Source organism: Pseudomonas sp. F3-2 (genome assembly GCF_038804275.1).
Lineage (GTDB): Bacteria > Pseudomonadota > Gammaproteobacteria > Pseudomonadales > Pseudomonadaceae > Aquipseudomonas.
Window position 1 is genome coordinate 1,594,791 of record NZ_CP152388.1, and the last position, 24,807, is coordinate 1,619,597.

Below are 24,807 nucleotides of genomic sequence, written 5' to 3' on the forward strand. Positions count from 1 at the left end.
CTTCGGCAGTTGATCAGCGTTTAAGTCGCAAGGGAATGGAATCAGTGGCGTCAGCTTTTCGGATCGAGCGCATCGCGCAGCCCGTCGCCCAGCAGGTTGAAGCACAGCACCGTGATATAGATCGCCACGCCGGGCGCGATCGACATCCACGGCGCCTGCTCCATGAAGTTCTTCGCGGTATTGAGCATCGAGCCCCAGGACGGCGAGGGCGGTTGCTGGCCCAGGCCGAGGAACGACAGACTGGCTTCGGCCAGAATCGCCGAGGCGATGGTCAGCGTGGCCTGCACCACCAGCGGCGAGAGCACGTTGGGCAACACGTAACGCAGGATGATCCAGCGGTCGGGCAGGCCGATCGCGCGGGCGCCTTCAAGGTAGTCTTCGTGCCGGATCGCCAGCACCTGACCCCGTGTCAGGCGCGAGAAAATCGGCATGGCCGACAGGCCGATCGCGATCATCGCGTTGGTCAGGCTCGGGCCGAGGAAGGCGCCCAGCGCAATCGCCAGGACCAGAAACGGGCAGGACAACAACGCTTCCATGATGCGCGATATCACCGCGTCCAGCTTGCCGCCGAAGTAACCGGCCAGCAGGCCCAGCGGCACGCCGATCACCATCGCGATGGCCACGGAGACGCCGCCCGCCAGCAAGGAACTGCGCGCGCCCCACAACAGCCGGGAGAACAGGTCGCGCCCGAGCTCATCGGTGCCCAGCCAGTACATCATCGACGGCGCTTTGCGCACCGCGAGAAAGTTGGCTTTCAACGGATCGTAGGGCGCAATCCACGGCGCGAGCAGTGCCGCGAGAATGAACAGGATCAACACCACCGCGCCCACGACCGCGCCCTTGTTGGCGAGGAATTTTCGGGCGAACGGCGAGCGCGTGCGCGGTTTCAGCGGCTCTTTGACAGGCAGTGCAGGATTGGGGGCAATCGAGGTCATCAGGCAGTCCTCAGACGCGGGTTGATCAGGCGATACAGCACATCGGCGAGCAGATTCAGCAGCAGAAAACCGATCGCCACGCACAGCACCACGCCTTGCACCACGGCGTAGTCACGGTTGAAAACGGCATCGACGATCATCTTGCCGAAGCCCGGAATACTGAACACCTGCTCGGTCAGGACCGCGCCACCGAGCAGCTCGCCGAACAGCAGCGTGGTCAGGGTGACGATGGGCATCAGCGCATTGCGCAGCGCATGCTTGAGGATCACCGTGCGTGGGAACAGTCCCTTGGCCCGCGCGGTGCGCACATAATCGGCGCGCAGCACTTCAAGCATCGCGCTGCGGGTGTGCCGCATCAGGACGCCCGACAGCCCGGCGCCGAGCACGAATGCCGGCAGGATCAAGGTCTTGAGGTTTTGCCCCAGGTTTTCGCCCAGCGGCACGAAGCCCGACGCCGGCAGCCATTGCAGCTTCACGGCGAAGATCATGATCAACAGAATCCCCAGCCAGAAGTGCGGAATGGAGATCCCCGACAAGGCGAACACGTTAGCACCGTAATCCACTGCCGTGCCTTTGCGCACGGCGGAAATCACCCCGGTCGGGATGCCGATCAGCAGTGCGATGACCAGCGCCAGCACGGCCAGCTCGATGGTCACCGGCAACTTGGACGCCAGCAGCGTCGTCACCGGTTGCTCGGTGCGCAGCGAGGTGCCGAAGTCGCCTTGCAGCACGTTGCCGACCCAGTGCACGTATTGCAACGGCACCGGATCGTTGAGGCGGTATTTCTCACGCAGGTATTCCATGACCGCCGGATCGCGCTCTTCGCCCGCCATGGCTTGCACCGGATCGCCCGGCAGCAGTTTCTGCAGGGTGAAGACGAACAGCGAAACCAGAATCAGCGTAGGTATGGCGCTGAGCAGGCGGCGCAGGATGAAGATCAGCATGGCGATTCCTCGCGGCCGAAGCGGTTATCCACAGACATCCCGATCATTTGAAGGCAACGTCGTTGAGGCGGATCAGCCCGTCCGGGTTTGGCACGAAGCCGGTCAGGTTGCTGCGCATCGCGATGATCCGCGGATCGAAGTAGAGGTAGCTGGTCGGCACGTCGTCGGCCAGCAGACGCAGCGCTTCGAAGTACAGCGCCTGACGCTGCGCCTGGTCGTTCACGGTGCGCGCCTTGTTCAGCAGTTCGTCGAGTTTGGGGTCACAGAAACGGCCGTCGTTCTGGCCGCCTTTGCAGGTCACGAACTGATGGATATCGCCATCCGGATCGGGGCGACCCGACCAGGCGCTCATGCCGATCTGGAAGTTACCGGCCTGTTGCTCGCTGAGCAGGGTGGCGTATTCGGTGGCAACCAGATTGACCTTGAAGCCGGCTTCTTCGGCCATCGCCTGAATGATCTGCCCGACCTGCTGGGCGATCGGGTTGTTGGCGACCTTGAGCTCGACGCTGACCGGGGTCTTCACGCCCGCTTCGGCCAGCAGTTTTTTGCTGGCCTCGACATCACGGGCCGGGATGGGCAGGTCTTTGTCGTAGTAAGGGCTGCTTTTCGGGAAAGGCTGCGCGCTGGGTGCGTAGAGGCCTTCGAAGACCACCTGATTGATCGCATCGCGGTCGATCGCCAGCTCGAAGGCTTTGCGCACGCGCTTGTCCTTGCCCAGCGGGTTGTTGGCCTTGTCACCGTTGTTGGTGTTGTACATCAGCTGCATGTAGCCAAGGCCCGGGGTGCTGAACACTTGCACGTGGCTGTCGGCCTTGGCGGTTTTCACGTCGGTGGGCGCGACGCGTTCGATGATGTCCAGATCGCCCGAACGCAGGTTCGCCAGGCGCACGGAGGTGTCCGGAATCGGCAGGAAAATCACTTTGTCGAAGTGGTACGCCTGCTTGTTCCAGTAGTGGTCGAAACGCTCCAGCACGATGCGATCCTGCTGCACCCGCTGAACGAATTTATACGGGCCGGAGCACACCGGTTTCGAGCCGACGTCGGTCGCCGACGCCTTGGGCGCGAGCATCATTCCGGCGCGGTCGGACAGTTGCGAAATCAGTGTGGCGTCCGGTTGCTTGACCTTGATGGCGACGGTCTTGGCATCGATCACGTCAACGCTTTCCACCGACGACAGTTCGCTTTTGCGCAGCGAGTCGGGCAGGGTGCGCGCACGGTCCAGGTTGAATTTCACGGCTGCGGCATCGAAGGCTTCGCCGTCATGAAAGGTGACGCCCTCGCGCAGGGTCATGGTCAGGGTCTTGCCGTCTTCGCTCCAGTTCCAGGCCGTGGCCAGTTGCGGCACGTAAGTCAGGTCAGGGCTGATATCGACCAGTTTGTCGCACAGCGCGGTGTACACCAGGCGGCCTGAATACGTGCGCGAACGGTGCGGGTCGAGCACGTCCGGATCATCCTGAATACCGATGCGCAACGTGGTTTCGGCGACAGCCGCATTCGCGGCGAGCAGCAACAGCGCGGTGGTCATCAGAGGGGCGAACTTCATGGCTGACTCTCCAGAGAAAGGGCTTGATGGCTTTTGAACAGGTTCAGGCGCTGGCTGTAGGCCGCGCTGGGTGTCGGTACGATCAATGAGCCGGCGCCCGCGTTAGCGATTTCGCGCCAGTAATGGCACGCCACCTGGCGACCCGGCTCGACGGTCTCGAACGCGGGTTTGAGCTCGCGGCACAGCGGCCTGGCGTGCGGGCAGCGCGTGTGAAAGCGGCAGCCGGAGGGCGGTTTGCTCGGGCTTGGCATGTCGCCTCCGAGCAGCGGACGAGGCCGGCGCAAGTCAGGGTGGCTGACCGGCACAGCGGCCATCAGCGCCTGGGTGTAGGGATGGAAGGGCGTCTCGAACAGCGCGTTGACCGGGGCCAGTTCGACGATCTCGCCCAGGTACATCACCGCCACTCGATCACTCATGTGACGAATCACCGCCAGGCCATGGGCGACAATGAGCAGCGTCAGGCCGAACTGGTGCTTGAGGTCCTCCAGCAGATTGACCACTTGCGCCTGCACCGACACGTCCAGCGCCGACACCGGCTCGTCGCCGAGGATCAGCCGTGGCTCGGAGGCCAGTGCCCGGGCGATGCCGATGCGCTGGCGCTGCCCGCCGGAAAACTCGTGAGGGAAGCGGCTGCCGTGCTCAGGCGCAAGACCGACGGTGCGCAGCAGTTCCGTGACCTTGTCCTGCCGTGCGCTGCGGCTGTCATCGCGATGCAGCCAGATCGGTTCGCCGATGATCGACTCGACGCTCATGCGCGGGTTCAGCGACGCGAACGGGTCCTGGAAGATGATTTGCAGATCGCGGCGCACCTGACGTAGCTTGTCAGCGGGCAGATTGCCCAGATTGCGTCCTTCATAAATCACATCGCCCGCCGTGGGTTTGAGCAGATTCAACAGCACGCGGCCGAGGGTGGATTTGCCCGAGCCGGATTCACCGACCAGCGCCAGTGTTTCGCCCCGGCGAACGGCCAGCGACACTTCATTGACTGCCTGCACGGGCGGTTTTTTGCGTTGGAACAGGCCTGCTTCACTGTGGAAGTGCTTGCTGACCGCAATGCTTTCCAGAATCGGTTTTTCCAAGGCGTCGGCGGCGACGTCGATGTGCTGCGGCGTGCTCATGCACTGACTCCCAAATGCTGTTCCAGCGGCGCGCGAATGCAGGCCGCGAAATGACCACTGGAGACTTCCAGCAGTGGCGGGCGCGCTTCACGGCACGCATCGATGACGAACGGGCAGCGACTGGCAAAGCGGCAGCCGCCGGGCATTTCGGCCGGGGTCGGCACGCGTCCGTTGATGGTCGCGAGGCGTCCTTCGCGCGGGCCGACCGAGGGCATCGAGCCCATCAGGCCGATGGTGTAAGGATGTTGCGGGTCGTCGAACAGCGTCTTCACTGAACCGCTTTCGACGACGCGACCGGCGTACATCACCATGACGTCGTCGGCGACTTCCGCGACCACGCCCAGGTCGTGGGTGATCAGGATCATCGATGTGCCGGTCTCGGCCTGCAGGCTGGCGACCAGCGACAGGATCTGCGCCTGAATCGTCACGTCCAGCGCGGTGGTCGGCTCGTCGGCGATGATCAGTGCCGGATCGTTGGCCAGCGCCATGGCAATCATCGCCCGCTGACGCATGCCGCCGGACAGCTCGTGGGGATAGGCGTCCAGACGCTGCTGCGCATCGGGCACGCGAACTTTTTCGAGCATTTCCAGCGCGCGCTGACGGGCCGCACCCGCGGACAGGCCCTGATGACGGATCACGCTTTCAGCGATCTGCTCGCCGATGGTGAACACCGGGTTGAGTGAGGTCATGGGCTCCTGGAAAATCATCGCCATGCGGTTGCCGCGAACGTCCAGCAGGCGGGCATCGGACATCCCCAGCAGCGGCTCACCCAGCAGGCTCGAGGCGCCGGCGCCAACGGTTGCGGTGTCCGGCAGCAGGCCCATCAACGCCATGGAGGTCACGCTTTTGCCGCAGCCGGATTCACCGACGATGGCCAAGGTTCTGCCGGGCCTGATCGCAAAGGAAACGCCATCGACGACGTTGGCCGGGGCACCCTTGAAGCGCACGGTCAGGTCGCTGACGCTCAGAACCGCAGGCTGATCGTCGCGGGGTTGGTCGTTCATACGCTGGCCTCAAGGTCTTGTTGGATGACGTGGTCCAGGGCCTGCTGCAAGGCGCGCAGATGCCCGCGCATGGCAGTAGCGGCCTTGACCGGATCACGGGTTTCGATGGCACTGACGATGTCGTCGTGATCGTGGCTGTAGGTGTCCAGCCGGTCGGTGTTGCGCGCACGCTGGCGCAAATCGCGCCAGGTGGGGTCGAGGCGAATCGCGTCGAGCATTTCGAAGATGTCCAGCATCAGGCGGTTGCCGGCGGCTTCGGCGATGCCGCGGTGCAGGGCGCTGTCCCACAGCTCGATGCCCTCGGCGTCGATTTCGGTGGCGTGTTGCTGCCGTGTCGTGCGCTCGGCCAGACGGCGCAGGATCGCCATCTGTTCACCGTTGGCGCGTAACGCAGCCAGCGAGGCGAGTGCCGGTTCCAGATAAAGGCGCGCTTCCATGACCTCGCTGAAATTGGTCCGGCTCGACAACTTGGCGAAACTCATCGCCGCGCTCGGCGGGGTAGGGCCGACAAAGGTTCCCTTTCCCTGCCGACGCCAGATCTGGCCTTCCGCTTCGAGCACCGCCAGGGCACGGCGAATGGCGCGACGACTGACGCCGAAATCCATCGCCAGATCGCGCTCGGTGGGCAAGGCCCGCTGGGGGAACGCGGCATGTTGCGCCACCATCTGGCGCAGCGCGTCCAGGGCCAGTTTCGACGAGTTGTCGTGCGGGGCGTCGGTGTCGAACCTTTCCATCATGGTCTCTCGTCACAGCATGAAAACCCGATGCCGTTTGCAGCGTGAAGCGGCGCGCGGCGTTAAGGGAGCGATACAGAGAGGGTGCAATAGCGATGCCAATCAGAATTGGTTCATGCATCGGACAAGCAGTCCGCCCGCACGGGTACGCGCGATTCAGGCCGCTTGGGCCAATCGCCAAAGGTTCACAAGCTTGGTTCGCGGGATGAGGCAGGATTGGTTCGGGGGATAAGTGAACCAATTATTCGCGGGTTTCAGACGGGTGCCTGATTATGGTTCGGGTGCATTGTTACAGGGCATTTTCAGGACAGCGCCCACGCGGAATTCCGTAGGACCGGCTTTAGCCGGGAATGCGTTCGTTGCCATACCGCACGACTGAGGTCGCACATACCGGGCTCTTCCCGGCTGAAGCCGGTCCTACTTACCGCGTGGCCTGTAGGACCGGCTTTGGCTGGCAGCGAGCCAGGTCAGCAGTCGGTGGCGATCAGTCCCACTCGGGCGCCAGGCTGGCCGGGCTGGTCAGGCGCTGGCCCCGGTCCAGCTTGGCGATGCGGGTCATGTCGTCATCGCTCAGCTTCAGGTCCACAGCCTTGAGGTTGCTTTCCAGGTTGGCGCGTCTGGTCGACGACGGAATCACCGCGTAACCCAGCTGCATCGCCCAGGCCAGGGTGACCTGCGCCGGCGTCGCGTCATTGCGCCGTGCGATTTCCTCGATCACCGGGTCTTTCAAGACCTCGCCATAGGCCAGGGTCATGTACGAGGTGATTTTGATCCCGTGCTGTCTGGCGAAATCAGCCACGGTGCGATTCTGCAGGTACGGGTGCAGCTCGATCTGGTTGGTCGCGATGTGCTCGGCGCCGACCGCAGCGATGGCTTCCTTCATCAGCGCGACTGTGAAGTTCGACACGCCGATCTCGCGAGTCAGGCCCTGCTTTTTCGCCTCCAGCAGCGCGCCCATGAACTCGGTGACCGCGACCTTGCCTTGCGGCGAAGGCCAGTGGATGAGCGTCAGGTCGACGTAATCGGTTTTCAGTTTCGCCAGGCTTTCCTTCAGGCTGGGGATCAGCTTGTCGGCGGCAAAGTTGTCCGTCCAGATCTTGGTGGTGATGTAGAGCTGATCACGGGGCACACCGCTTTGCACGACGGCTTGACCGACCTCGGCCTCGTTGCCGTAGATCTGCGCGGTGTCGATTACGCGGTAGCCAAGTTCAAGGCCGGTGGTGACCGAGTCGATCACGACCTGGTCTTTCAATCGGAACGTGCCCAGGCCAAAAGCGGGAACAGTCATCGGGATTACTCCATTGCAAAGGTAAGAAATCTGAAGGCCAGTATCCCGGTTGGTTCCCCGCGGAAAAACCGTAAATCGGGAAAGGGACTTTTGATCGGGGATCATGAATGCCGTGGAGCGCAGGGCCGCTGTGGATCGGAGTGATCGGGAGGGGGGGCGATGGCGGAAGTTCTGTTGTCATCGCGAGCAGGCTCACGTCTGCAAGAGACGCGATCACCCTCAGGGGTGAGCTTGCTCGCGAATGATTGCCGAACACAGGCAATCGACTGGCTGGCAACGGCTTCAGTGATCTCCACCAGATCGATATCGCCGATGCTCGAGCCCGCACGTTGCAGCAGCTTGCGGGTCGCGTAGACAGGCCCCATGCCCGGCGATGATGATCAAAGGGGCTGAGGATTGCATGGTAAGTCTCCTGGGCTAAGGGGCGGTCGATGGCGATCAGCGGTTCATGTCGAGGATCATGCAGGTGGTGGTGCCGGTGGCGTACAGACGGCCATCGACGTCGTAAATCCGGCCTTCGGCCAGCGCCGTGGAGCGCCCGACATGCACCACAGTGCCTTCGGCGCGGATCGGCCCGGTCTTGTCGGTCAGCGCCCGGATGTAGCTGATGCGCAGATCGAGGGTCGTGTAGCCCTGGCCTTGTTGCAGGCGGGTGTGCACCGAACAACCCATGCACGAGTCAAGCAGCGTGGCTGCATAGCCGCCGTGCACGATGCCCAGCGGGTTGTAGTGCTGCGGCCCGGGCGTGCCTTGAAAAACGAAACTGCCGGGCGACCACTCGATCGGCACGAAATCCATCAGCTCGCCAATGGGCGGGTGCGGCAGCTCACCGTTACCGATGCCATCGAAGAACGCCTGCGGCGTCAGTTGCGCGACGTCGGTCAGGCTCATGCTGCCGGACTTGCCCAACCGGGCGCGGACGGTCTGTTCCTGCGCCAGCCAGAGGGCCAGTGTTTCTTGGCGAGAGGTGCTTTGCACGGGCATTCACTCCGCAAGCCGCATCCGACGGGGCGTCGGCGGGCGTTAAATTATGGTCATAATCTCGCTGTTCAATGACGATCGCAATACCATAAATGTCCACTGGTGGCCAAAGCGCTCAGTCAGTGAGGAGGGTAGCGAGCAAGGCAGGAAAAGAGGCGTGTGAATACCGCAGAATAAAGCGGAGCGCAGTCGTGGGATCGCCGCGCTCCAGTGGTCGACTGGCCGGCGGCTCAGGCATGCCCGTCCTTCTTGACGAAATGCTTGTGCATGTCGGCCGTCAGCGCTTCGACCCGTTCCGTCAGCAGCTTGGTCATCTCGGTCAGGCGTGTGTTCTGCTCCAGTAATTCCAGCATTTGCGCGGTGTTTTGCGCCGCCCGCGCCATGCGTTCTTCATTGGCCACGGCGAGCGCTTCGCGGTGCTGCGCGTCGGCATCGGAACTGGCTTTGTCGCGAGCGGCCTGGCGCGTCTGGGCAAGCAGGATCAGTGGCGCGGCATAAGCCGACTGCAGGCTGAACGCCAGGTTGAGCAGGATGAAGGGATAAACGTCGAACGTCACCAGGCCGCTCAGGTTGGCGCCAACCCACAGCAGCACAATGAGCGTCTGCGCGCCCAGGAACGTCGGCGTGCCGAAAAAGCGCGCGAAGGCTTCGGCCTTCAGTGCGAACGCATCGTTGCCGAACGTGGGCGCAAGGTGCGCATGGCGTTTATGAAAACGCAGATGATCGACAGGTGGCGAGGCGGGCAGGGCGGTGGCGTCCGGATTGACGGGTTCAGTCGGGGCAACGGGCATGGCGGCTTCCTGAGGGCAAAGACAGATGCCCACTATAGGCCCGAATGCCCGGGATTTAACGCAGCCCGTGACGGCGGCAGCGAGGTTGCGCGGGCACGTTGGTGCCCGCAGGCGTGAAAGCCGAGCGTCAGTCCACCGGATCGGGGTACAACGGCTTGGACCGATGCATGATGTTGGCGTAGTCGTAGACGTACTGGCGACCCGCGTGACTGGTCATGCGCAGGCGATCGATCAGTTGTCGCTCTTTCTTGTTCAGGTATCTCAACCCTTGGTGGTCACTGGACTTGAGGCGATCACGTTCATGGGCGTCAGGGAAAGTGATGACGTTCGTCATGAAATATCTCCTTGGTTGAATCCTTGTGCCCGGCTCCATATCCGGGTTCACCTTTATGGTGCGACCCCGCACCTTACCCACAAAAAGTCGACCCCTTCAACCCTGCAATGGATCAACGGATCACACCACCTGCACGATCTCGAACGATTGCCGGCTGCCGTTGACAACGATCTCGACCTCGTCGCCGTCGAACTTGCCCAGCAGCGTCTGGCCGAGCGGGGCTCTGGCGGTGATCACCGTGACAAGGCCTTCGTCCACGCTGACTTTCAGGCCCGCGGCATCCGGCCCGAGAAACAACTGCCGGGCGACACCGCTCGCCGATTCCAGCACGATCAGGTCGCCTGACTGAATGCCGCGCAGCTCATCGAAAGGCTTGAGCGTGAGGTTGCGGTACTCCATGAGCGACTGACGTATTTCCTCGACCCGGCGCGCCTGGCCGGCCGCCAGATACGACGCCTCCAGCCCCAGCGTGTCGTACTTGTTTTCGGCGATGTTCTCTTCATGCGTCGCGGTTTCGTAGGCCGTTTGCGCGGCGCGAATGGCGACGTCGAGATCGATTTCAAGTGTCTCGATGATCCGCTGCAGGACCCGTGGCTTGTTCATGAAAATGGCGTGTCTCGTCAAAGGGTTCAGCCGCAGAACTGATAGATCGCCGCGCGACTCTTCTCGCTGGGCGCGGTCTGGTTCTGCTGCATCCAGAACTGGCATTTCGGGCCATTGAAGTTGCGCTGCCGCTCGGCCTGTTCGACCTGTTCGGCCTGCCGCGCTTCGCCTTCGCGCAGGATCTGCCGGTATTGATCGAACATCGGATTGTCGCTTTCGGGATTTGCCTTAGCGGCTGGCGGGGTCGTCAACTCGCTGGCGGTGTTCTTCAGTGCCTGGGTCTGCTCGGCCGGTAAGGCTTTGTAGACCAGCCAGGCCGTCAGCAGCACGGCCAGAAAACCCAGCCAGATCCCGGCAGCAATGGACAGCACGAGCTTCAATGGATGGAGGGTGACGGACAATTCGCGACGGTTGACGTACATGGCAGACTCCGGGCTTGCGCAGTGTCGATGGCGGAATTGTCGCACGACCGGGGCTGGAGATTCTGCGCCGTTATGAAGGACAATTCGCTTTTTTGAACATCCTCAGGGGATCGGGATGAAAGCCTCTTGGGATATTTTCTGCACCGTTGTGGATAACTTCGGCGACGTCGGCGTGACGTTTCGTCTGGCCCGTCAACTGGTCGCCGAGCATGGCATGGACGTGCGTCTGTGGGTGGACGACCTGACGGCGTTCGCCCGTCTGTGTCCTGCTGCCGATCCGCAGGCGCCGCAACAGTGGCACGACGGCGTCAACGTGTGTTTCTGGCCGAAGGACTGGCGAGCTGCCGAGCCTGCCGACGTCGTGATCGAAGCGTTCGCCTGTCATCTGCCGCCGGCCTACATCGACGCCATGAAAGCGCGCACGCCGCGCCCACTCTGGCTGAACCTCGAATACCTGAGCGCTGAAGAATGGGTGACCGGCTGCCATGGACTGCCTTCGCTGCAGTCCAGCGGCATCCAGAAGTTCTTCTTCTTTCCGGGCTTTCGGAGCACCACGGGCGGCTTGTTGCGCGAAGCCGGGCTGATCGACCGGCGCCAAGCCTTCGAGCAGGATCCGGCCGCGCAGCAGGCATTCCTCGCCCGGCTGGGCGTTCACCCGGAGCACGACGCCACACAGACGCCGACGCAGTTGATCTCGCTGTTTGCCTACGAGCACGCTGGGCTTGGCTCCTGGCTGGACTGCCTGGCGTTTGCCGAGCGTAAAACCCACCTGTTGGTGCCGGAAGGGCGGATTCTGGGCGATGTTCAGCGCTGGCTTGCGGTCGATGAGCTCAAGGCCGGCGACCTGAACCAGCGCAATGCCCTGACCATTCAGGTGCTGCCATTCGTGCGTCAGGAGGACTACGACCTGCTGCTGTGGTGCTGCGATTTCAACGTGGTACGCGGCGAGGACTCTTTCGTGCGCGCGCAGTGGGCCGGCCGGCCGCTGATCTGGCACATCTATGAGCAGGACGACGACGCACACTGGGCCAAGCTCGATGCGTTTCTGGAGCTGTATCTGGACGGGTTATCCACAGGCGCGGCCCAGGCGCTGACCGATGTCTGGCGCAACTGGAACGCAGGGCAGGACATGGCGGCAAGCTGGACAACCCTGCAGGCACATCGCGCTGAACTGTCCCGGCATGCGCAACGATGGTGTCTGGAACAGGCCTTGCAGGATGATCTGACGACTGCGCTGGTACACTTTTACCGAAATTGGATATGATACGCGGCCTTGTATTAAGCCCTGTACGAAAAGTGGCTTTTCGTACAGGGCTTAGAAAGTACTTCCATCCAAATTCGGATATTCGTAATGAAAACTGGTAAAGAGCTTAAACCCGGTACCGTGATCCGTATCGACAACGATCCTTGGCTGGTTCAGAAAGCTGAATTCACCAAGTCCGGTCGTAACAGCGCGATCATGAAGACCAAGCTGAAGAACCTGCTGACCGGCTACAAGACTGAAACCGTCTACAGCGCCGACGACAAGCTGGACGACGTGATCCTGGACCGTAAAGAAGCCACCCTGTCTTTCATCAGCGGCGACTCCTACACGTTCATGGACACCACTGACTACACCATGTACGAACTGAACGCCGAAGACATCGAAAGCGTTCTGCCTTTCATTGAAGAAGGCATGACCGACGTCTGCGAAGCCGTTTTCTTCGAAGGCCGTCTGGTTTCCGTAGAACTGCCGACCACCATCGTGCGTCAGATCGACTACACCGAAGGTTCCGCTCGCGGCGACACTTCGGGCAAAGTCATGAAGCCAGCCAAGCTGAAAAACGGCACCGAGCTGAGCGTTGCTGACTTCATCGAAATCGGCGACATGATCGAGATCGATACCCGTGAAGGCGGTTCCTACAAAGGCCGTGCCAAGTAAGCACTGCTCGCGTAACGCCACACACGAAAAAGCCCGACCATTGAGTCGGGCTTTTTTGTGGGCGATGGTTTGGTTCGGTTACCAGTTCATGGCGTTCTTCTCTGGTCACTGAATCGTGTTGAACACACCGGCCTCATCGCGAGCAAGCTCACTCCTGCAGTGGGAGCGCAGTCTGTAGGAGTGAGCTTGCTCGCGATGAGGCCGGATCGATCAATGCAGATCTATCCGGCTGACATCTTTTTTACTTCAGATGAACCTTCAACTCTTGCGACGCCTGCAACATCGCCGAGCGCACTTCCGGCACCTGGCTGACCACGTTGAGCAGACCGTAGTCGTGGATCATGCCGTTGTAGCGCACGGCGGTCACCGGAACGCCAGCCTGATCCAGTTTGCGGGCATACGCTTCGCCTTCGTCACGCAGCACGTCGGCACCGGCGGTCTGCACCAGAGCAGGGGGCAGGCCTTTGAGCTGATCCAGTGTGGCGCGCAGCGGTGAAGCGTAAATCTCGGCGCGCTGCTTCGGATCGGTGGTGTAGTTGTCCCAGAACCACTTCATCATGTTGCGGGTGAGGAAGTGCCCCTCGGCAAACTGGTCATACGAACCGGTGTCGAAGTTGGCGTCGGTTACCGGCCACAGCAGCACTTGATAACGAATGGCCGGCGTGCCCTTGTCTTTTGCCATCAGGCTGACGACGGCCGCCATGTTGCCACCGACGCTGTTGCCGGCCACGGCCAGACGCTTGCCATCGACGTTGATCTCCTTGCCGTGCTCAGCCACCCATTTGGTGGCCGCGTAGGCCTGGTTGATCGCGGTCGGGTAATGCGCTTCAGGCGACGGCGTGTAGTTCACGAACACCGCCACTGCCCCCGAACCCTCGACCAGATCCCGCACCAGACGCTCGTGGGTCGGGTAGTCGCCCAGCACCCAGCCGCCGCCGTGGAAGAACATGAACACTGGCAAGGTGCCTTTCGCGCCAGCCGGACGCACGATGGTCAGGCTGATGTTCTGGCCGTCGGCCGAGATGGTCTTCTGGCTGACATCGGCTTTGGGCAGTGTCAGCTTGACCCCGGCTTGGGCGCCGGTCAGTACGGCCCGTGCATCCTTGGGCGAAAGCTGCTCGATCGGCTTGCCGCCGCCCGAGTTCAGCGCGTCGAGGAATGCCTGGGTGTTGTGCTCGACGCCGCTGTCGGTCGCCGCAAACGCGTTGCCGATGGACAGTGCGAGAAGCGAGCCCGCCAGAATCTTGCCAAATGTGTTCATGTTCTTCTCCTTCCTGGTCGAGGTGTCAGACGGTGACGTGCAGGCGAACGTCAACGTTGCCGCGGGTGGCGTTCGAGTACGGGCAGACCTGGTGAGCAGCGTCGACCAGTGCTTGAGCGTCGGCTTGTTCCAGGCCAGGCAGGCTGATGTGCAGATCGATGTCCAGACCGAAGCCGCCAGGGATCTGACCGATGCCGACGTGGGCAGTGATCGAGGCGTCGGCAGGGATGCTGCGTTTGCTCTGACCGGCGACGAATTTCAGCGCGCCGATGAAGCAGGCCGAGTAGCCGGCGGCGAAGAGTTGCTCAGGGTTGGTGGCTTCACCGCCAGCGCCGCCCAGTTCTTTCGGGGTGGCCAGTTTCACGTCGAGAATCTTGTCGCTGGAAACAGCACGGCCATCACGGCCACCGGTAGCGGTTGCAACTGCGGTATAGAGCGCTTTCATGATATTTCCTCACTTGAATGATGTTGGCCTGGGCCGGTTGTGTTTAGCGCTAAAATCTTGTGCGCTAAGCAAGTGGGATGAAATGTAATGCGCCAATGATTAGTGCGCAAGATAAATTTTCGAGATTTATCAAAAAAAACCGCGCTCTGTCGGTCATGTGTGATTTAACTGATTGATAAATAATGATTTATTTTCAATACGATTTTCCTCGCGAGGTCGAGGTTTTTAGCAGTCTGCCTGCTCGCGGAAGGATCCTTCGATCCATCAGCGCCACAAAGTGGTGTCGCTACCGCGCTATCGCCACCCGATTTGTTGGAGCGCGCTGCCCGCGTACGCATTCATGCAGGCACCCTCCTGATCTCTGCACGGACGCTTTCGCGGGCAAGCGGGCTCTTGCAGAAATCTGCGACAGGGTCTGGCGTAAATGAAAAGGCCAGCAACGAGGCTGGCCTGAAGTGAAGGGGGGGTAATCAGATGCTGCCGTGCAGATGCCCGCGCAGGCCGAGCAGGTCCTGTTGCAACGCTTTCAGTTGTTCCACCGTGATTCCGCTGGCCGCGAGAATGCATTGCGGAATCCGCTTGGCCTTTTCGTGCAGCGCTTTACCCTGATCAGTCAGTGTCAACAGCACCACACGTTCGTCTTCCTTGCTGCGCGTGCGCTTGATCAAGCCTTCGGTTTCAAGCCGTTTGAGCAGCGGCGTCAGTGAGCCCGGATCGGTCAACAATCGCGTGCTTACTTCTCCTACCGTCAAGCCGTCTCGTTCCCACAAGACCAGCATCGCCAGGTATTGTGGATAGGTCAGGTTCAGTTCCAGCAACAGCGGCTTGTAGACCTTGGTCATCATCAGAGACGTGGAATACAAGGCAAAACACAGCTGGTTGTCTAGCAGCAAGTCCTCGCAACTGCCAGCTCCAGCTGTCGCGGAGCTATCGTCGGCGTTCATGGGTGTTCCTCGATTGAACGAAATGACCACTAATTTAGTGTCATGATCTTTAATGCACCAGATAATTTCGGTAATCGCCGACAGGGTGTTTCTCTATCGAAGCGGACTGACGCCGATCGTGACCTTTATCGCCGCCTGCGGATTTCCCTGATTGCCGCGAGTGAGTAGGATGCGCGCGTTCCCATACCGCAACTGAAAACAGAGGATCGGGCGTGATTGTCGATGTAGTGATGTACCTGCTGCTGGGTGCTGCCATGGGCACCTTGGGCGGATTGTTCGGAATTGGCGGCGGGCTGGTGGCCATTCCGGCGCTGGGCGTGCTGTTCGGCCTCGATCAGCAACTGGCACAAGGCACCGCGTTGCTGATGGTGCTGCCCAATGTGTTGCTGGCGTTGTGGCGTTACAACCAGCGCAACAGGATATCGGTGCGCAACGCCATGTCGCTGATCGTGCCGAGCTTCATCATGTCGTGGCTGACGTCCTTGTGGGCCGTGCGGATCGACCCCCAGAGCATGCGCATCGGCTTCGTCGCGTTTCTCGTCGTCCTGACGCTGTTCAACGTGATTCAAATGTACTGGCGCAAAGGTCACTCAGGGCCGCAGCTTCGACATGGCCGGTGGCTATGGGTGCTGGGTCTGGGCTCCGGTGTGACCGCCGGAATGTTCGGCGTCGGCGGCGGGGTGATCGCAACGCCGATCCTGACCGGCATCTTCGGCGCCAGTCAGGTGGCCGCCCAAGGGCTGGCGCTGGCCCTCGCAGCCCCGGCGACCATTATCACGATGACCACTTACGCGCTGCATGGCCACGTCGACTGGCGGATGGGAATCCCGCTGGCCATCGGCGGCCTTGCCAGCATCAGTTGGGGCGTCGCGCTCGCCCACAGTCTGCCGGAGCGCTTGCTCAGATCGCTGTTCTGCGTGTTCCTGGTGATCTGCGCGATCATGCTCTGTTTCCGGGTCTGACCCATCGCTACAGCTTGAAGCCCTCGGCGATGTGATCGGCCAGGCACTCGGTGATCGGTGAGGGATTGTTCGGATTTCGCAGCAGGACGATGCTCGCCGACGGCAACTGCGGCAAGCCCTCCGCTTCGCCAAGCACGCGCAGATCAGGGGTGATCAGGCTCTGCAATTGCGCGGTCACGGCGAGCCCGGCACTGACCACGGCCATGATCGCCGACAGGCTGGCGCTGGTGTAGGCCACGCGATATTCGCGGCCGCCGGCGTCCAGCGCATTGACCGCCCACAGGCGGCAGAAACAGTCGTTGTTGAACATCGCCAGTGGAAGCGGCGTCTGTTCGTGCGGGCAGAACCCTGCGGCCTCTGCCCAGACGAAGCGTTCCTGACGCAGAATCTGGCCGATCTCCTTGCCGGGCTCGCGGGTCACGATGCTCAGGTCCAGGTCCTGACGCTGCAACAGTTGCGCCGATGATTCACAGTGCACTTCGACCTGCACCAGGGGATATGCCTGAGCGAAGCGCTGCAGGATGCCCGGCAGGAAACGCATTACGTAGTCATCCGGCGTACCGATTTTTACCGTGCCGACCATGTGCGGCTCACGCAGCGTGTTGAACACCTCGCTGTGCAGTTTCAGGATGCGCCGGGCATAACCCAGCAGCACCTGGCCCTCCGCCGTGAGGTTGAGCGTGCGGCCGTCCTTCAAGAACAGCGGCCGGCGGACGACGTCATCCTCAAGCCTTTTCATCTGCATGCTGACCGCCGACTGCGTGCGGTTGACCACCTCGCCAGCCTTGGTGAACCCGCCTTCGTCGGCAATCGCGACGAAGGTGCGCAGCAGTTCGCTGTCGATGCTTGGGTAGCTGGTCATACATCAATCTCCCAGATGCAGTGCATAAGAAACATTCGTTGGATTGATCTTAAGCCTGGCGAGAGAATCTGCCCATCCCCACTTGGAGGGCAAGACGATGAAAGGTCAAAAAGGTTACGTACTGGTGATGAAAACCCTGTCGCGGGAGTCGGGGCCTGAGCGTTGGTGGACTGCGGTGACGACGCAGATCGCCCGCTGGCGCAGGCTCCACCGCGAACGCAGGCAGCTGGCTGCATTGAGTGACGACGCGCTCAAGGACATCGGTCTGAGCCGGGCCGATGTGTACCAGGAAGCGGAGCGTCGTTTCTGGGATGACCCGATGAAGCATTGAGGCGACGGGCCTTGCAGTGCTCACGGCAGCCGGCGCGGTAGGCAGCGCGGGTCTTGATGAGGTAGTTTTGCGGATCGATCAGGAGGTCCTGAATGCCCGCAGAACTGCCGATTCAGCAAAAACTGTCCATCAAACAGGCGCGTCGTCTGGCGCTGGCTGCCCAGGGATTCAATGGTCGCCAGCGGCCGGCGACCATCAAGGCCAGCCATGTCACGCAGCTGATCGAGCGTCTCGGTGTGCTGCAGATCGATTCGGTCAATGCACTGGTGCGCTCGCACTATCTGCCTTTGTATTCGCGGCTGGGCAACTACCCGCAGAAGCTTCTGGATGACGCCGCCTGGAGCCAGGGCAGGCAACGCAAACTGTTCGAATACTGGGGGCATGAAGCGTCATTGCTGCCCGTGGATCTGTACCCGCTGATGCGCTGGCGCATGCAGCGTGCGGCTCAAGGTGAAGGTATCTATCAGCAGCTGGCCAGCTTCGGACGCGAGCAGCAGCCGACCATCGCGCGCGTGTTGCAGGCGGTGCGTGATCAAGGCGCGCTGGGGGCAGGCAGCCTCAGTACGCGTCAGGAGCGCGCGGGACCGTGGTGGGACTGGAGCGCTGAAAAGCTGGCGCTGGAATGGCTGTTTGCCGCTGGCGAGGTGACGGTTGCCGGGCGTCGCGGATTCGAGCGGCTTTATGATCTGCCCGAACGGGTTCTGCCCGACGCGATCATCCATCGCCCTGAACTGGACGAGGGCCAGGCCCAGCGCGGACTGCTCCTGCACGCCGTCGGAGCGCTGGGCGTCGGCACCGAAAAAGACATCCGTGACTACTTTCGTCAGGACCCGGCGCCCGCCAGGGCCGGGCTGGCTGCGCTGGTGGAAGAGGGTTGCATCAACGTGGTTCAGGTGCAAGGCTGGAAGCAGACAGCCTACGCATTGCCCGAGCTGAGCGTGCCACGCAAGGTGGCGACCAGTGCACTGCTTTCTCCGTTCGATTCCTTGATCTGGGAGCGTGCGCGCACCGAGCGCCTGTTCGATTTTCATTACCGCCTGGAAATCTACACGCCCGCCCACAAGCGTGTGTATGGCTATTACGTGCTGCCGTTTCTGTACAACGAACGCATCGCGGCGCGCATCGACCTGCGGGCCGAAAGGGCTGCCGGGAGGCTGGCCGTGCATGCCGTACACGAAGAACAGCCGGGGCTGGACGAGGAGGGCATGCATGCCCTGGCGCTGAACCTGCGACAACTGGCCAACTGGCTCGGCTTGCCCGACGTGTTGATCAATTGCCAACGCGCCAGTGCCGCGCGCCTGCGAGAGGCATTCGTCGCCAGCGGTTTTGATCACCTGTAACGAAACCTTCGAAACGTTCGAGGTCAGCCGGGAATGGTCCAGCGCAGACAGCCTCGATTCCATAATGTGAAATCCACGCCTTGCGCCGTCGTAGGACCGGCTTTAGCCGGGAACCCTCTGGCGCAGGCACTCTGAATTCCGGGGTGTGAAATCCGACGCCTTCCCGGCTGAACCATCCTGCAGAAACAGCGCGCCCGCTCGCGCGACTTACCGACGCACTTGCTTCAACGTCTCGGCAATCAAGAACGCCAGTTCCAGCGACTGATCTGCATTCATTCGCGGATCGCAATGGGTGTGGTACCGATCCGACAGCCCATCCTCGGTAATCGGTCGTGCGCCACCGATGCATTCGGTCACGTTCTGCCCGGTCATTTCGATGTGGATGCCGCCTGCGTAGGTGCCTTCGGCCTGATGCACCTGGAAGAACTGCTTCACCTCACCCAGAATCTGCGCGAAGTCGCGGGTCTTGTAGCCGCTGCTGGCTTTGATCGTATTGCCATGCATCGGATCGGAACTCCACAGCACCTTCTTGCCCTCGCGCTCCACCGCACGGATCAGGGCCGGAAGGTGGTCGCCCACCTTGTTGGCGCCCATCCGCGCGATCAGGTTCAGGCGGCCAGGATCGTTGTCGGGGTTGAGGATGTCGATCAGACGAATCAGGTCATCGGTGTTCATGCTCGGGCCGACTTTCACCCCGATCGGGTTTTTCACGCCGCGCAGGAATTCGACATGCGCGCCGTCGAGCTGGCGGGTGCGGTCGCCGATCCACAGCATGTGCGCCGAACAGTCATAGAAGTCGTTGGTCAGGCTGTCACGGCGCACGAAGGCTTCTTCGTAATTGAGCAGCAGCGCTTCGTGTGCGGTGAAGAAACTGGTCTCGCGCAATTGCGGTGAGGTGTCCATTCCGCAGGCGCGCATGAACGCCAGCGTCTCGTCGATGCGATCGGCGAGCTGGCTGTATTTGTCCGACAGCGCCGAATTGGCGATGAAATCAAGGTTCCACTGATGCACCTGATGCAGGTCGGCGAAACCGCCCTGGGCGAACGCGCGCAGCAGGTTCAGCGTGGCGGTCGACTGGTGGTAGGCCTGCAGCAGGCGATCCGGATCCGGAACACGGCTCTTTTCGTCGAAGCCGATGCCGTTGACGATGTCGCCGCGATAAGCCGGCAGCGTCACGCCATCTACGGTTTCGTCGTTCGAGGAGCGGGGTTTGGCGAACTGGCCGGCCATGCGTCCGACCTTGACCACCGGGCAGCCCGCCGCGAACGTCATGACGATTGCCATCTGCAACAGTACTTTGAAAGTGTCGCGGATCTTCGCGGCGGAGAACTCGAAGAAGCTCTCGGCGCAGTCGCCCCCTTGCAGCAAGAACGCCCGACCCTCGGTCACTTCGGCGAACTGTCGGCGCAGCTCGCGTGCTTCCCCGGCGAACACCAGCGGCGGAAAACTGCCCAGCGTCTGCTCGACACGCCGCACATGCTCGGCGTCAGGGTATTGAGGTTGCTGCTGGATAGGCAGGGCCCGCCAGCTGTCGGGACTCCAGGGTTGGCTCATGGTGAACTCGAGGTCAGTGCGATCGGACCGTCATGGTAGCAGTTCACCTGGATAATTTGCGTGACCTGCCGGTGCTGCATGCCTGACAATCCGCGCGCCAAACCTGATTGATCAAGAGAGCTGCAATGACCGAGGAGCGTGTTGAGCGCGTGCTGGCTGAGGTTCACGATGACTTCGGCATGATTCGCGTGCTGGAAGTGGCGGATTACCGCTTTCTGGAATTCGGCGACGCCATCGAGCAGAGCTGCACGTTCACCGCCGATCCTGCCTGGCTGGAGTACGACTACACCCGCGCCATGCTGATCGGAGCGCTGTGCCATGAGGCGCCGGAAAGTGCGCTGTTCATGGGGCTTGGCGCCGGAACGCTGACCCAGGCCTGCCTGAAATTCCTGCCCCTGGACGACGTCGAGGCCATCGAGCTGCGTGCCGACGTGCCACGTCTGGCGATGGAGTTCATGGGTTTGGCCGACGATCCGCGTCTGTACATCCGCATTGGCGACGCGCTGGAATTGCTGCCGACGGCGGAAAACGCCGACCTGATCTTCGTTGACCTGTACACCGACACCGGGCCCGCAGTGGGCCATCTGGCCTGGGGATTCCTGGAAAAGTGCCAGCAACGGCTGAACCCGGGAGGCTGGCTGGTCATCAATCAGTGGGCCTCGGACGACGGCAAACCCTTGGGCGCGGCGCTGTTGCGCGGCCTCTATCACCGTCATTACTGGGAGCTGCCGGTGAAGGAGGGCAACGTGATCCTCATCGTGCCTGCCGATCTGGATCAGACGCTGGACATGGATGCCCTGATCCAGCGTGCCGAAGGGCTGGCGCCGCAGTTGGGCTACTCGCTGCTGCCGCTGATCAAGACCCTGCGCCCGGCCACCTGATCAGCGCCCTTTGAAGTCCGCCGCGCGTCCCTCCCGCAGCGCGCTCAGGCCCTCGTCGGCGTCGTCGCTTTCAATCACTCGCCGCACCAGCTGCGGCAACGCGTGCGCGGCGGCGCTTTCACCCTCCAGAACCGCCTGGCGCGCAGACTCCAGCGTGGCGCGGATGCCTAGCGGCGCGCGGTCAGCGACATGCTGCGCAAGGCGCAGGGCGGCAGGCAGGAGGTCTTCCGGCGCCATGACTTCCTGCACCAGCCCCATGCGACAGGCCTCATGGGCGTCGAACTCGTCGCCGGTCAGCAGCCAGCGCATGGCGTTGCCCCACCCGGCGATCTGATGCAGGCGCAGCGTCGCGCCGCCAAACGCAAAGATGCCGCGCTGCACCTCCAGATGCGCGAAGCGGGCGTTGCTCGCACACAGATTGATGTCGGACGCGAGCATCAGCTCGATACCCAGCGTCAGGCAGTAACCCTGCGCCGCGACGATCACCGGCTTACTGACTCTTGGCCCGACGAACAGACCCCACGGGTCGTAGCCGCCTGGCGGCAGTTTCCAGCCGTCTTTGAGCGCGGGCCCTGCTTCGGCCAGATCGAGGCCTGCGGTGAAATGATCGCCATGGGCGAAGACCACGGCGACCCGCGCCTGATCGTTACGCTCGAATTCACCATAAGCCAGACTGAGCTGGTCGAGCATTTCCATGTCGAACGCATTGCGTTTGGCGACGCGGTCCAGTCCGATGAGCATGATGGCCCCTCGCTGTTCCCGGCTGACGTGGCCTTTGATGGAAGAGGTCATGTCCGAATTTCCTGCATGCTGAGTAGGAAGGGAGGGTGACTGCCTGACTGATGAGGTGAATCGTTTAAGCCCCCGCCGCCAGTAATACCGGGCTCTTGAAAAGTAGACACTGACTCAGGTTTGCGCAAAGCCTGTGACAGTTGGCCGCAAGGTGTTCTTTTACGGAAAAAAATCCTCACTTTTTTCAGCAATTCCGGTATAGTGCGCGCCGGCCTTTCATAGGGCCCTCGTCACGGTATGGGTTTGCGAAGCCTTCTTCACAAGCCGGTTCGGTTACGAACTATCCTTGACGATCCATTCATCAATACGTTTTCGCAAATCCCCGCCGACAAAGCAGCCAGGGTGACTCTAGGGTCTTACACGGCACGCGCAGCTTTGAAGCATGGGTCTTTGCGGATGCACTCAGAGGCAGACCCATGACCCAGGAAACCGGCGGCTTCGCCGCTCTCGACCTTCATCCGAATATTGTTGCAGCCGTTATCGCTACCGGCTACGAAGAGCCGTCGGCCATTCAGCAGCAATCGATCCCGATCATTCTTGCCGGTCACGACATGATCGGTCAGGCGCAGACAGGTACCGGTAAAACCGCCGCCTTCGCACTGCCTATCCTGAACCGCATCGACCCGGCAAAACGCGAGCCGCAAGCGCTGATCCTCGCGCCGACCCGCGAACTGGCCCTGCAAGTGGCCACCGCTTTCGAAACCTACGCCAAGCAAATGCCGGGCGTGACCGTTGTGGCTGTCTACGGCGGCGCGCCGATGGGCCCACAGCTGAAAGCCATCCGTAACGGCGCACAGATCGTCGTCGCCACCCCGGGCCGTCTGTGCGACCACCTGCGTCGTGACGAAAAAGTCCTGGCGACCGTGAACCACCTGGTTCTGGACGAAGCCGACGAAATGCTCAAGCTGGGCTTCATGGACGACCTGGAAGTCATCTTCAAGGCGATGCCGGAAACCCGTCAGACCGTTCTGTTCTCGGCGACCCTGCCGCAGTCGATCCGCGCGATCGCTGAACGTCACCTGAAAGACCCGAAGCACGTCAAGATCCAGAGCAAGACCCAGACCGTTACCGCGATCGAGCAGGCTCACCTGCTGGTTCACGCTGACCAGAAGACCTCTGCCGTTCTGAGCCTGCTGGAAGTCGAAGACTTCGACGCCCTGATCATGTTCGTGCGTACCAAGCAGGCCACCCTGGATCTGGCGAGCGCGCTGGAAGCCAAAGGCTACAAGGCTGCCGCACTGAACGGCGACATCGCCCAGAACCAGCGTGAGCGCGTCATCGACTCGCTCAAGGATGGTCGTCTGGACATCGTTGTCGCGACCGACGTGGCAGCTCGTGGTCTGGACGTTCCGCGTATCACTCACGTATTCAACGTGGACATGCCTTACGACCCTGAGTCCTACGTTCACCGTATCGGCCGTACCGGCCGTGCCGGTCGCGAAGGCCGTGCGCTGCTGCTGGTCACTCCGCGTGAGCGCCGCATGCTGCAGGTCATCGAGCGTGTCACCGGTCAGAAAGTGGCCGAGGTTCGCCTGCCGGATTCGCAAGCCGTTCTCGATGCCCGCATCAAGAAACTGACCAACAGCCTCGCGCCGCTGGTTGCCGACGCCGAAGCAAGCCATGGCGATCTGCTCGATCGTCTGACGGCCGACATCGGTTGCACCCCGCGTGCACTGGCTGCCGCGCTGCTGCGCAAGGCCACCAACGGTCAGGCGCTGACTTTGGCTGCGATCGAGAAAGAGCGTCCACTGGTGCCGAACAGCGCGCCGCGCGGCGACCGCGCCGATCGTCCATCGGGCGACCGTCCTGATCGTGGCGACCGTGAGCGTCGTGCACCGATGCCACCGGCTGAAGGTCGTGCTCGCTGCCGTACCGCGCTGGGCGCGCGTGATGGCATCGCTGCCAAAAACCTGCTGGGCGCCATCCTCAACGAAGGCGGTCTGGCTCGCGAAGCAATCGGTCGCATCCAGGTGCGTGACAGCTTCAGCCTCGTCGAGCTGCCGGAAGATGGCCTTGAGCGTCTGCTGGCCAAGCTGAAAGACACCCGCGTTGCCGGCAAGCAGCTGAAACTGCGTCGTTATCGCGAAGACTGATCAGCCTTGAGTTGATCGTCTGAAAAAAATCCCCGACTGGTTCGGGGATTTTTTTTGCCTTGAGCGTACCTGCGCAGTGGTACGCCTCACCAAAACACCGCAAACGCTGTAGCAGCGCGCTTGCCCGCGAAGGCTTCAGTCCAGCCAGCACATCTCTGCCAGCAGGAGCCTCCTTTTCGCGAGCAAGCTCGCTCCTACACTGAGATTTTTGGTGGGATCGGATCATTCGCTCAGGCACGACCACCTGTAGGAGCGCGCTTGCCCGCGAAGGCTTCAGTCCAGCCAGCACATCTCTGCCAGCAGGAACGGCCTCTTCGCGGGCAAGCTCGCTCCTACACTGGGATTTTGGTGGGATTGGATCATTCGCTCAAGCACGACCAGCTTGGGAGTGAGCCAACGTCTTGACGCCCTGTTCGATAGCGGCGTAACACCCGACGCCTTCCCGGCTGAAGCCGGTCCTACGAAAGGTTTGCAGCGTCAGTAGGACCGGCTTCAGCCGGGAAGAGGCCGGAGCATTCGCCGGAAATCAGCGTTCGCGAGCAAGCTCGCTCCTACACTGGGATTTTGGTGGGATCGGATTATTCGCTCAGGCACGACCAGCTTGGGAGTGAGCCAACGTCTTGACGCCCTGTTCGATAGCGGCGTAACGCCCGACGCCTTCCCGGCTGAAGCCGGTCCTACGAAATGTTTGCAGCGTCAGTAGGACCGGCTTCAGCCGGGAAGA

Annotated in this window: 24 protein-coding genes and 2 pseudogenes; 7 read left to right on the forward strand and 19 right to left on the reverse strand. The window is 61.7% G+C overall.

All coding sequences use genetic code 11. The features are described from left to right. Positions 1 to 50: 50 nt before the first annotated feature. From AAGQ88_RS07280 to AAGQ88_RS07340, 13 genes and pseudogenes are all read right to left on the reverse strand, one after another. Positions 51 to 935, reverse strand: a complete 885-nt coding sequence (locus tag AAGQ88_RS07280; protein WP_342654863.1) for an ABC transporter permease — start codon at positions 933 to 935, stop codon at positions 51 to 53. Next, the gene (locus AAGQ88_RS07285) at positions 935 to 1,879 is read right to left on the reverse strand and encodes an ABC transporter permease (RefSeq protein WP_093460557.1); all 945 of its coding nucleotides are present in this window, start codon (positions 1,877 to 1,879) and stop codon (positions 935 to 937) included. Before AAGQ88_RS07285 ends, AAGQ88_RS07280 begins: the two co-directional genes overlap by 1 nt. Before the next feature lie 43 nt (positions 1,880 to 1,922). Next, a complete protein-coding gene (locus AAGQ88_RS07290) occupies positions 1,923 to 3,422 on the reverse strand; it encodes an ABC transporter substrate-binding protein (protein WP_342654864.1) in 1,500 nt (499 codons plus the stop codon). Further along, a complete protein-coding gene (locus AAGQ88_RS07295; RefSeq protein ID WP_342654865.1) occupies positions 3,419 to 4,540 on the reverse strand; it encodes an oligopeptide/dipeptide ABC transporter ATP-binding protein in 1,122 nt (373 codons plus the stop codon). The genes AAGQ88_RS07290 and AAGQ88_RS07295 overlap by 4 nt, the downstream gene beginning before the upstream one ends. Beyond that, on the reverse strand, positions 4,537 to 5,544 hold the full coding sequence (locus tag AAGQ88_RS07300; protein WP_342654866.1) for an ABC transporter ATP-binding protein: 1,008 nt from the start codon (positions 5,542 to 5,544) through the stop codon (positions 4,537 to 4,539). Before AAGQ88_RS07300 ends, AAGQ88_RS07295 begins: the two co-directional genes overlap by 4 nt. Further along, entirely contained in the window at positions 5,541 to 6,278 is a 738-nt protein-coding gene (locus AAGQ88_RS07305) for an FCD domain-containing protein (protein WP_342655757.1), read from the reverse strand. The genes AAGQ88_RS07300 and AAGQ88_RS07305 overlap by 4 nt, the downstream gene beginning before the upstream one ends. Positions 6,279 to 6,762: 484 nt before the next feature. Further along, a complete protein-coding gene (gene dkgB, locus AAGQ88_RS07310; protein WP_285425030.1) occupies positions 6,763 to 7,566 on the reverse strand; it encodes a 2,5-didehydrogluconate reductase DkgB in 804 nt (267 codons plus the stop codon). Between the two features lie 245 nt (positions 7,567 to 7,811). Then, positions 7,812 to 7,934 (reverse strand): annotated as a pseudogene (locus tag AAGQ88_RS07315) (acetyl-CoA C-acyltransferase); the annotation flags it as partial. 70 nt (positions 7,935 to 8,004) lie between these two features. Then, entirely contained in the window at positions 8,005 to 8,544 is a 540-nt protein-coding gene (locus tag AAGQ88_RS07320) for a PaaI family thioesterase (RefSeq protein ID WP_342654867.1), read from the reverse strand. 233 nt (positions 8,545 to 8,777) lie between these two features. After that, positions 8,778 to 9,338 (reverse strand): DUF1003 domain-containing protein, encoded by a 561-nt coding sequence (locus tag AAGQ88_RS07325; RefSeq protein WP_285425028.1) that lies wholly within the window; start codon positions 9,336 to 9,338, stop codon positions 8,778 to 8,780. A 127-nt stretch (positions 9,339 to 9,465) separates the two neighbouring features. Further along, a complete protein-coding gene (locus AAGQ88_RS07330) occupies positions 9,466 to 9,672 on the reverse strand; it encodes a hypothetical protein (RefSeq protein WP_093460533.1) in 207 nt (68 codons plus the stop codon). A 120-nt stretch (positions 9,673 to 9,792) separates the two neighbouring features. Next, the gene (locus tag AAGQ88_RS07335) at positions 9,793 to 10,275 is read right to left on the reverse strand and encodes a transcription elongation factor GreAB (protein ID WP_342654868.1); all 483 of its coding nucleotides are present in this window, start codon (positions 10,273 to 10,275) and stop codon (positions 9,793 to 9,795) included. Between the two features lie 26 nt (positions 10,276 to 10,301). After that, complete coding sequence (locus AAGQ88_RS07340) at positions 10,302 to 10,697, reverse strand: hypothetical protein (protein ID WP_342654869.1); 396 nt, start codon at positions 10,695 to 10,697, stop codon at positions 10,302 to 10,304. Between the two features lie 115 nt (positions 10,698 to 10,812). Between AAGQ88_RS07340 and earP the strand changes: the two genes are divergently transcribed. Both earP and AAGQ88_RS07350 read left to right on the forward strand, forming a co-directional pair. Beyond that, positions 10,813 to 11,961, forward strand: coding sequence for an elongation factor P maturation arginine rhamnosyltransferase EarP (gene earP / locus AAGQ88_RS07345; RefSeq protein ID WP_342654870.1), 1,149 nt, complete (start codon positions 10,813 to 10,815; stop codon positions 11,959 to 11,961). 87 nt (positions 11,962 to 12,048) lie between these two features. Further along, positions 12,049 to 12,618, forward strand: a complete 570-nt coding sequence (locus tag AAGQ88_RS07350; protein ID WP_093460519.1) for an elongation factor P — start codon at positions 12,049 to 12,051, stop codon at positions 12,616 to 12,618. A gap of 241 nt (positions 12,619 to 12,859) precedes the next feature. On the opposite strand, the gene AAGQ88_RS07355 is transcribed toward AAGQ88_RS07350, so the two are convergent. The 3 genes from AAGQ88_RS07355 to AAGQ88_RS07365 form a co-directional block, all read right to left on the reverse strand. Continuing rightward, complete coding sequence (locus AAGQ88_RS07355) at positions 12,860 to 13,879, reverse strand: alpha/beta hydrolase (RefSeq protein WP_342654871.1); 1,020 nt, start codon at positions 13,877 to 13,879, stop codon at positions 12,860 to 12,862. A 25-nt stretch (positions 13,880 to 13,904) separates the two neighbouring features. Beyond that, positions 13,905 to 14,324, reverse strand: coding sequence for an organic hydroperoxide resistance protein (locus AAGQ88_RS07360; protein WP_093460513.1), 420 nt, complete (start codon positions 14,322 to 14,324; stop codon positions 13,905 to 13,907). Positions 14,325 to 14,794: 470 nt separating this feature from the next. Continuing rightward, a complete protein-coding gene (locus AAGQ88_RS07365) occupies positions 14,795 to 15,268 on the reverse strand; it encodes a MarR family transcriptional regulator (protein WP_285425025.1) in 474 nt (157 codons plus the stop codon). Positions 15,269 to 15,483: 215 nt separating this feature from the next. On the opposite strand from AAGQ88_RS07365, the gene AAGQ88_RS07370 reads away from it, so the two are divergent. Continuing rightward, a complete protein-coding gene (locus tag AAGQ88_RS07370; RefSeq protein ID WP_285425213.1) occupies positions 15,484 to 16,230 on the forward strand; it encodes a sulfite exporter TauE/SafE family protein in 747 nt (248 codons plus the stop codon). 7 nt (positions 16,231 to 16,237) lie between these two features. Here AAGQ88_RS07370 and AAGQ88_RS07375 read toward each other — a convergent pair whose 3' ends face one another. Then, positions 16,238 to 17,092 (reverse strand): LysR substrate-binding domain-containing protein, encoded by an 855-nt coding sequence (locus AAGQ88_RS07375; RefSeq protein WP_093460503.1) that lies wholly within the window; start codon positions 17,090 to 17,092, stop codon positions 16,238 to 16,240. Between the two features lie 97 nt (positions 17,093 to 17,189). On the opposite strand from AAGQ88_RS07375, the gene AAGQ88_RS07380 reads away from it, so the two are divergent. Further along, the gene (locus tag AAGQ88_RS07380) at positions 17,190 to 17,423 is read left to right on the forward strand and encodes a DUF1127 domain-containing protein (RefSeq protein ID WP_093460500.1); all 234 of its coding nucleotides are present in this window, start codon (positions 17,190 to 17,192) and stop codon (positions 17,421 to 17,423) included. Positions 17,424 to 17,515: 92 nt separating this feature from the next. Beyond that, positions 17,516 to 18,763, forward strand: coding sequence for a winged helix-turn-helix domain-containing protein (locus AAGQ88_RS07385; protein ID WP_342654872.1), 1,248 nt, complete (start codon positions 17,516 to 17,518; stop codon positions 18,761 to 18,763). A gap of 207 nt (positions 18,764 to 18,970) precedes the next feature. On the opposite strand, the gene AAGQ88_RS07390 is transcribed toward AAGQ88_RS07385, so the two are convergent. Continuing rightward, a complete protein-coding gene (locus tag AAGQ88_RS07390) occupies positions 18,971 to 20,317 on the reverse strand; it encodes a 3-deoxy-7-phosphoheptulonate synthase class II (protein ID WP_285425021.1) in 1,347 nt (448 codons plus the stop codon). Positions 20,318 to 20,442: 125 nt separating this feature from the next. Between AAGQ88_RS07390 and AAGQ88_RS07395 the strand changes: the two genes are divergently transcribed. Next, positions 20,443 to 21,198: a spermidine synthase gene (locus tag AAGQ88_RS07395; RefSeq protein ID WP_285425020.1), complete on the forward strand. Its 756-nt coding sequence runs from the start codon at positions 20,443 to 20,445 to the stop codon at positions 21,196 to 21,198. Here AAGQ88_RS07395 and AAGQ88_RS07400 read toward each other — a convergent pair whose 3' ends face one another. Continuing rightward, positions 21,199 to 21,990, reverse strand: coding sequence for a crotonase/enoyl-CoA hydratase family protein (locus tag AAGQ88_RS07400; protein ID WP_342654873.1), 792 nt, complete (start codon positions 21,988 to 21,990; stop codon positions 21,199 to 21,201). It abuts the gene before it with no gap. Positions 21,991 to 22,372: 382 nt separating this feature from the next. On the opposite strand from AAGQ88_RS07400, the pseudogene AAGQ88_RS07405 reads away from it, so the two are divergent. Next, positions 22,373 to 24,083, forward strand: a pseudogene (locus tag AAGQ88_RS07405) (DEAD/DEAH box helicase). The last annotated feature ends 724 nt before the right edge of the window (positions 24,084 to 24,807 follow it).

What these genes read in the sequence shown, in the direction of transcription:
- AAGQ88_RS07280 (WP_342654863.1), bottom strand. Translation starts at nt 935, where the DNA reads ATGACCTCGATTGCCCCCAATCCTGCACTGCCTGTCAAAGAGCCGCTG.
- AAGQ88_RS07285 (WP_093460557.1), bottom strand. Translation starts at nt 1,879, where the DNA reads ATGCTGATCTTCATCCTGCGCCGCCTGCTCAGCGCCATACCTACGCTG.
- AAGQ88_RS07290 (WP_342654864.1), bottom strand. Translation starts at nt 3,422, where the DNA reads ATGAAGTTCGCCCCTCTGATGACCACCGCGCTGTTGCTGCTCGCCGCG.
- AAGQ88_RS07295 (WP_342654865.1), bottom strand. Translation starts at nt 4,540, where the DNA reads ATGAGCACGCCGCAGCACATCGACGTCGCCGCCGACGCCTTGGAAAAA.
- AAGQ88_RS07300 (WP_342654866.1), bottom strand. Translation starts at nt 5,544, where the DNA reads ATGAACGACCAACCCCGCGACGATCAGCCTGCGGTTCTGAGCGTCAGC.
- AAGQ88_RS07305 (WP_342655757.1), bottom strand. Translation starts at nt 6,278, where the DNA reads ATGGAAAGGTTCGACACCGACGCCCCGCACGACAACTCGTCGAAACTG.
- dkgB (WP_285425030.1), bottom strand. Translation starts at nt 7,566, where the DNA reads ATGACTGTTCCCGCTTTTGGCCTGGGCACGTTCCGATTGAAAGACCAG.
- AAGQ88_RS07325 (WP_285425028.1), bottom strand. Translation starts at nt 9,338, where the DNA reads ATGCCCGTTGCCCCGACTGAACCCGTCAATCCGGACGCCACCGCCCTG.
- AAGQ88_RS07330 (WP_093460533.1), bottom strand. Translation starts at nt 9,672, where the DNA reads ATGACGAACGTCATCACTTTCCCTGACGCCCATGAACGTGATCGCCTC.
- AAGQ88_RS07335 (WP_342654868.1), bottom strand. Translation starts at nt 10,275, where the DNA reads ATGAACAAGCCACGGGTCCTGCAGCGGATCATCGAGACACTTGAAATC.
- AAGQ88_RS07340 (WP_342654869.1), bottom strand. Translation starts at nt 10,697, where the DNA reads ATGTACGTCAACCGTCGCGAATTGTCCGTCACCCTCCATCCATTGAAG.
- earP (WP_342654870.1), top strand. Translation starts at nt 10,813, where the DNA reads ATGAAAGCCTCTTGGGATATTTTCTGCACCGTTGTGGATAACTTCGGC.
- AAGQ88_RS07350 (WP_093460519.1), top strand. Translation starts at nt 12,049, where the DNA reads ATGAAAACTGGTAAAGAGCTTAAACCCGGTACCGTGATCCGTATCGAC.
- AAGQ88_RS07355 (WP_342654871.1), bottom strand. Translation starts at nt 13,879, where the DNA reads ATGAACACATTTGGCAAGATTCTGGCGGGCTCGCTTCTCGCACTGTCC.
- AAGQ88_RS07360 (WP_093460513.1), bottom strand. Translation starts at nt 14,324, where the DNA reads ATGAAAGCGCTCTATACCGCAGTTGCAACCGCTACCGGTGGCCGTGAT.
- AAGQ88_RS07365 (WP_285425025.1), bottom strand. Translation starts at nt 15,268, where the DNA reads ATGAACGCCGACGATAGCTCCGCGACAGCTGGAGCTGGCAGTTGCGAG.
- AAGQ88_RS07375 (WP_093460503.1), bottom strand. Translation starts at nt 17,092, where the DNA reads ATGACCAGCTACCCAAGCATCGACAGCGAACTGCTGCGCACCTTCGTC.
- AAGQ88_RS07380 (WP_093460500.1), top strand. Translation starts at nt 17,190, where the DNA reads ATGAAAGGTCAAAAAGGTTACGTACTGGTGATGAAAACCCTGTCGCGG.
- AAGQ88_RS07385 (WP_342654872.1), top strand. Translation starts at nt 17,516, where the DNA reads ATGCCCGCAGAACTGCCGATTCAGCAAAAACTGTCCATCAAACAGGCG.
- AAGQ88_RS07390 (WP_285425021.1), bottom strand. Translation starts at nt 20,317, where the DNA reads ATGAGCCAACCCTGGAGTCCCGACAGCTGGCGGGCCCTGCCTATCCAG.
- AAGQ88_RS07395 (WP_285425020.1), top strand. Translation starts at nt 20,443, where the DNA reads ATGACCGAGGAGCGTGTTGAGCGCGTGCTGGCTGAGGTTCACGATGAC.
- AAGQ88_RS07400 (WP_342654873.1), bottom strand. Translation starts at nt 21,990, where the DNA reads ATGACCTCTTCCATCAAAGGCCACGTCAGCCGGGAACAGCGAGGGGCC.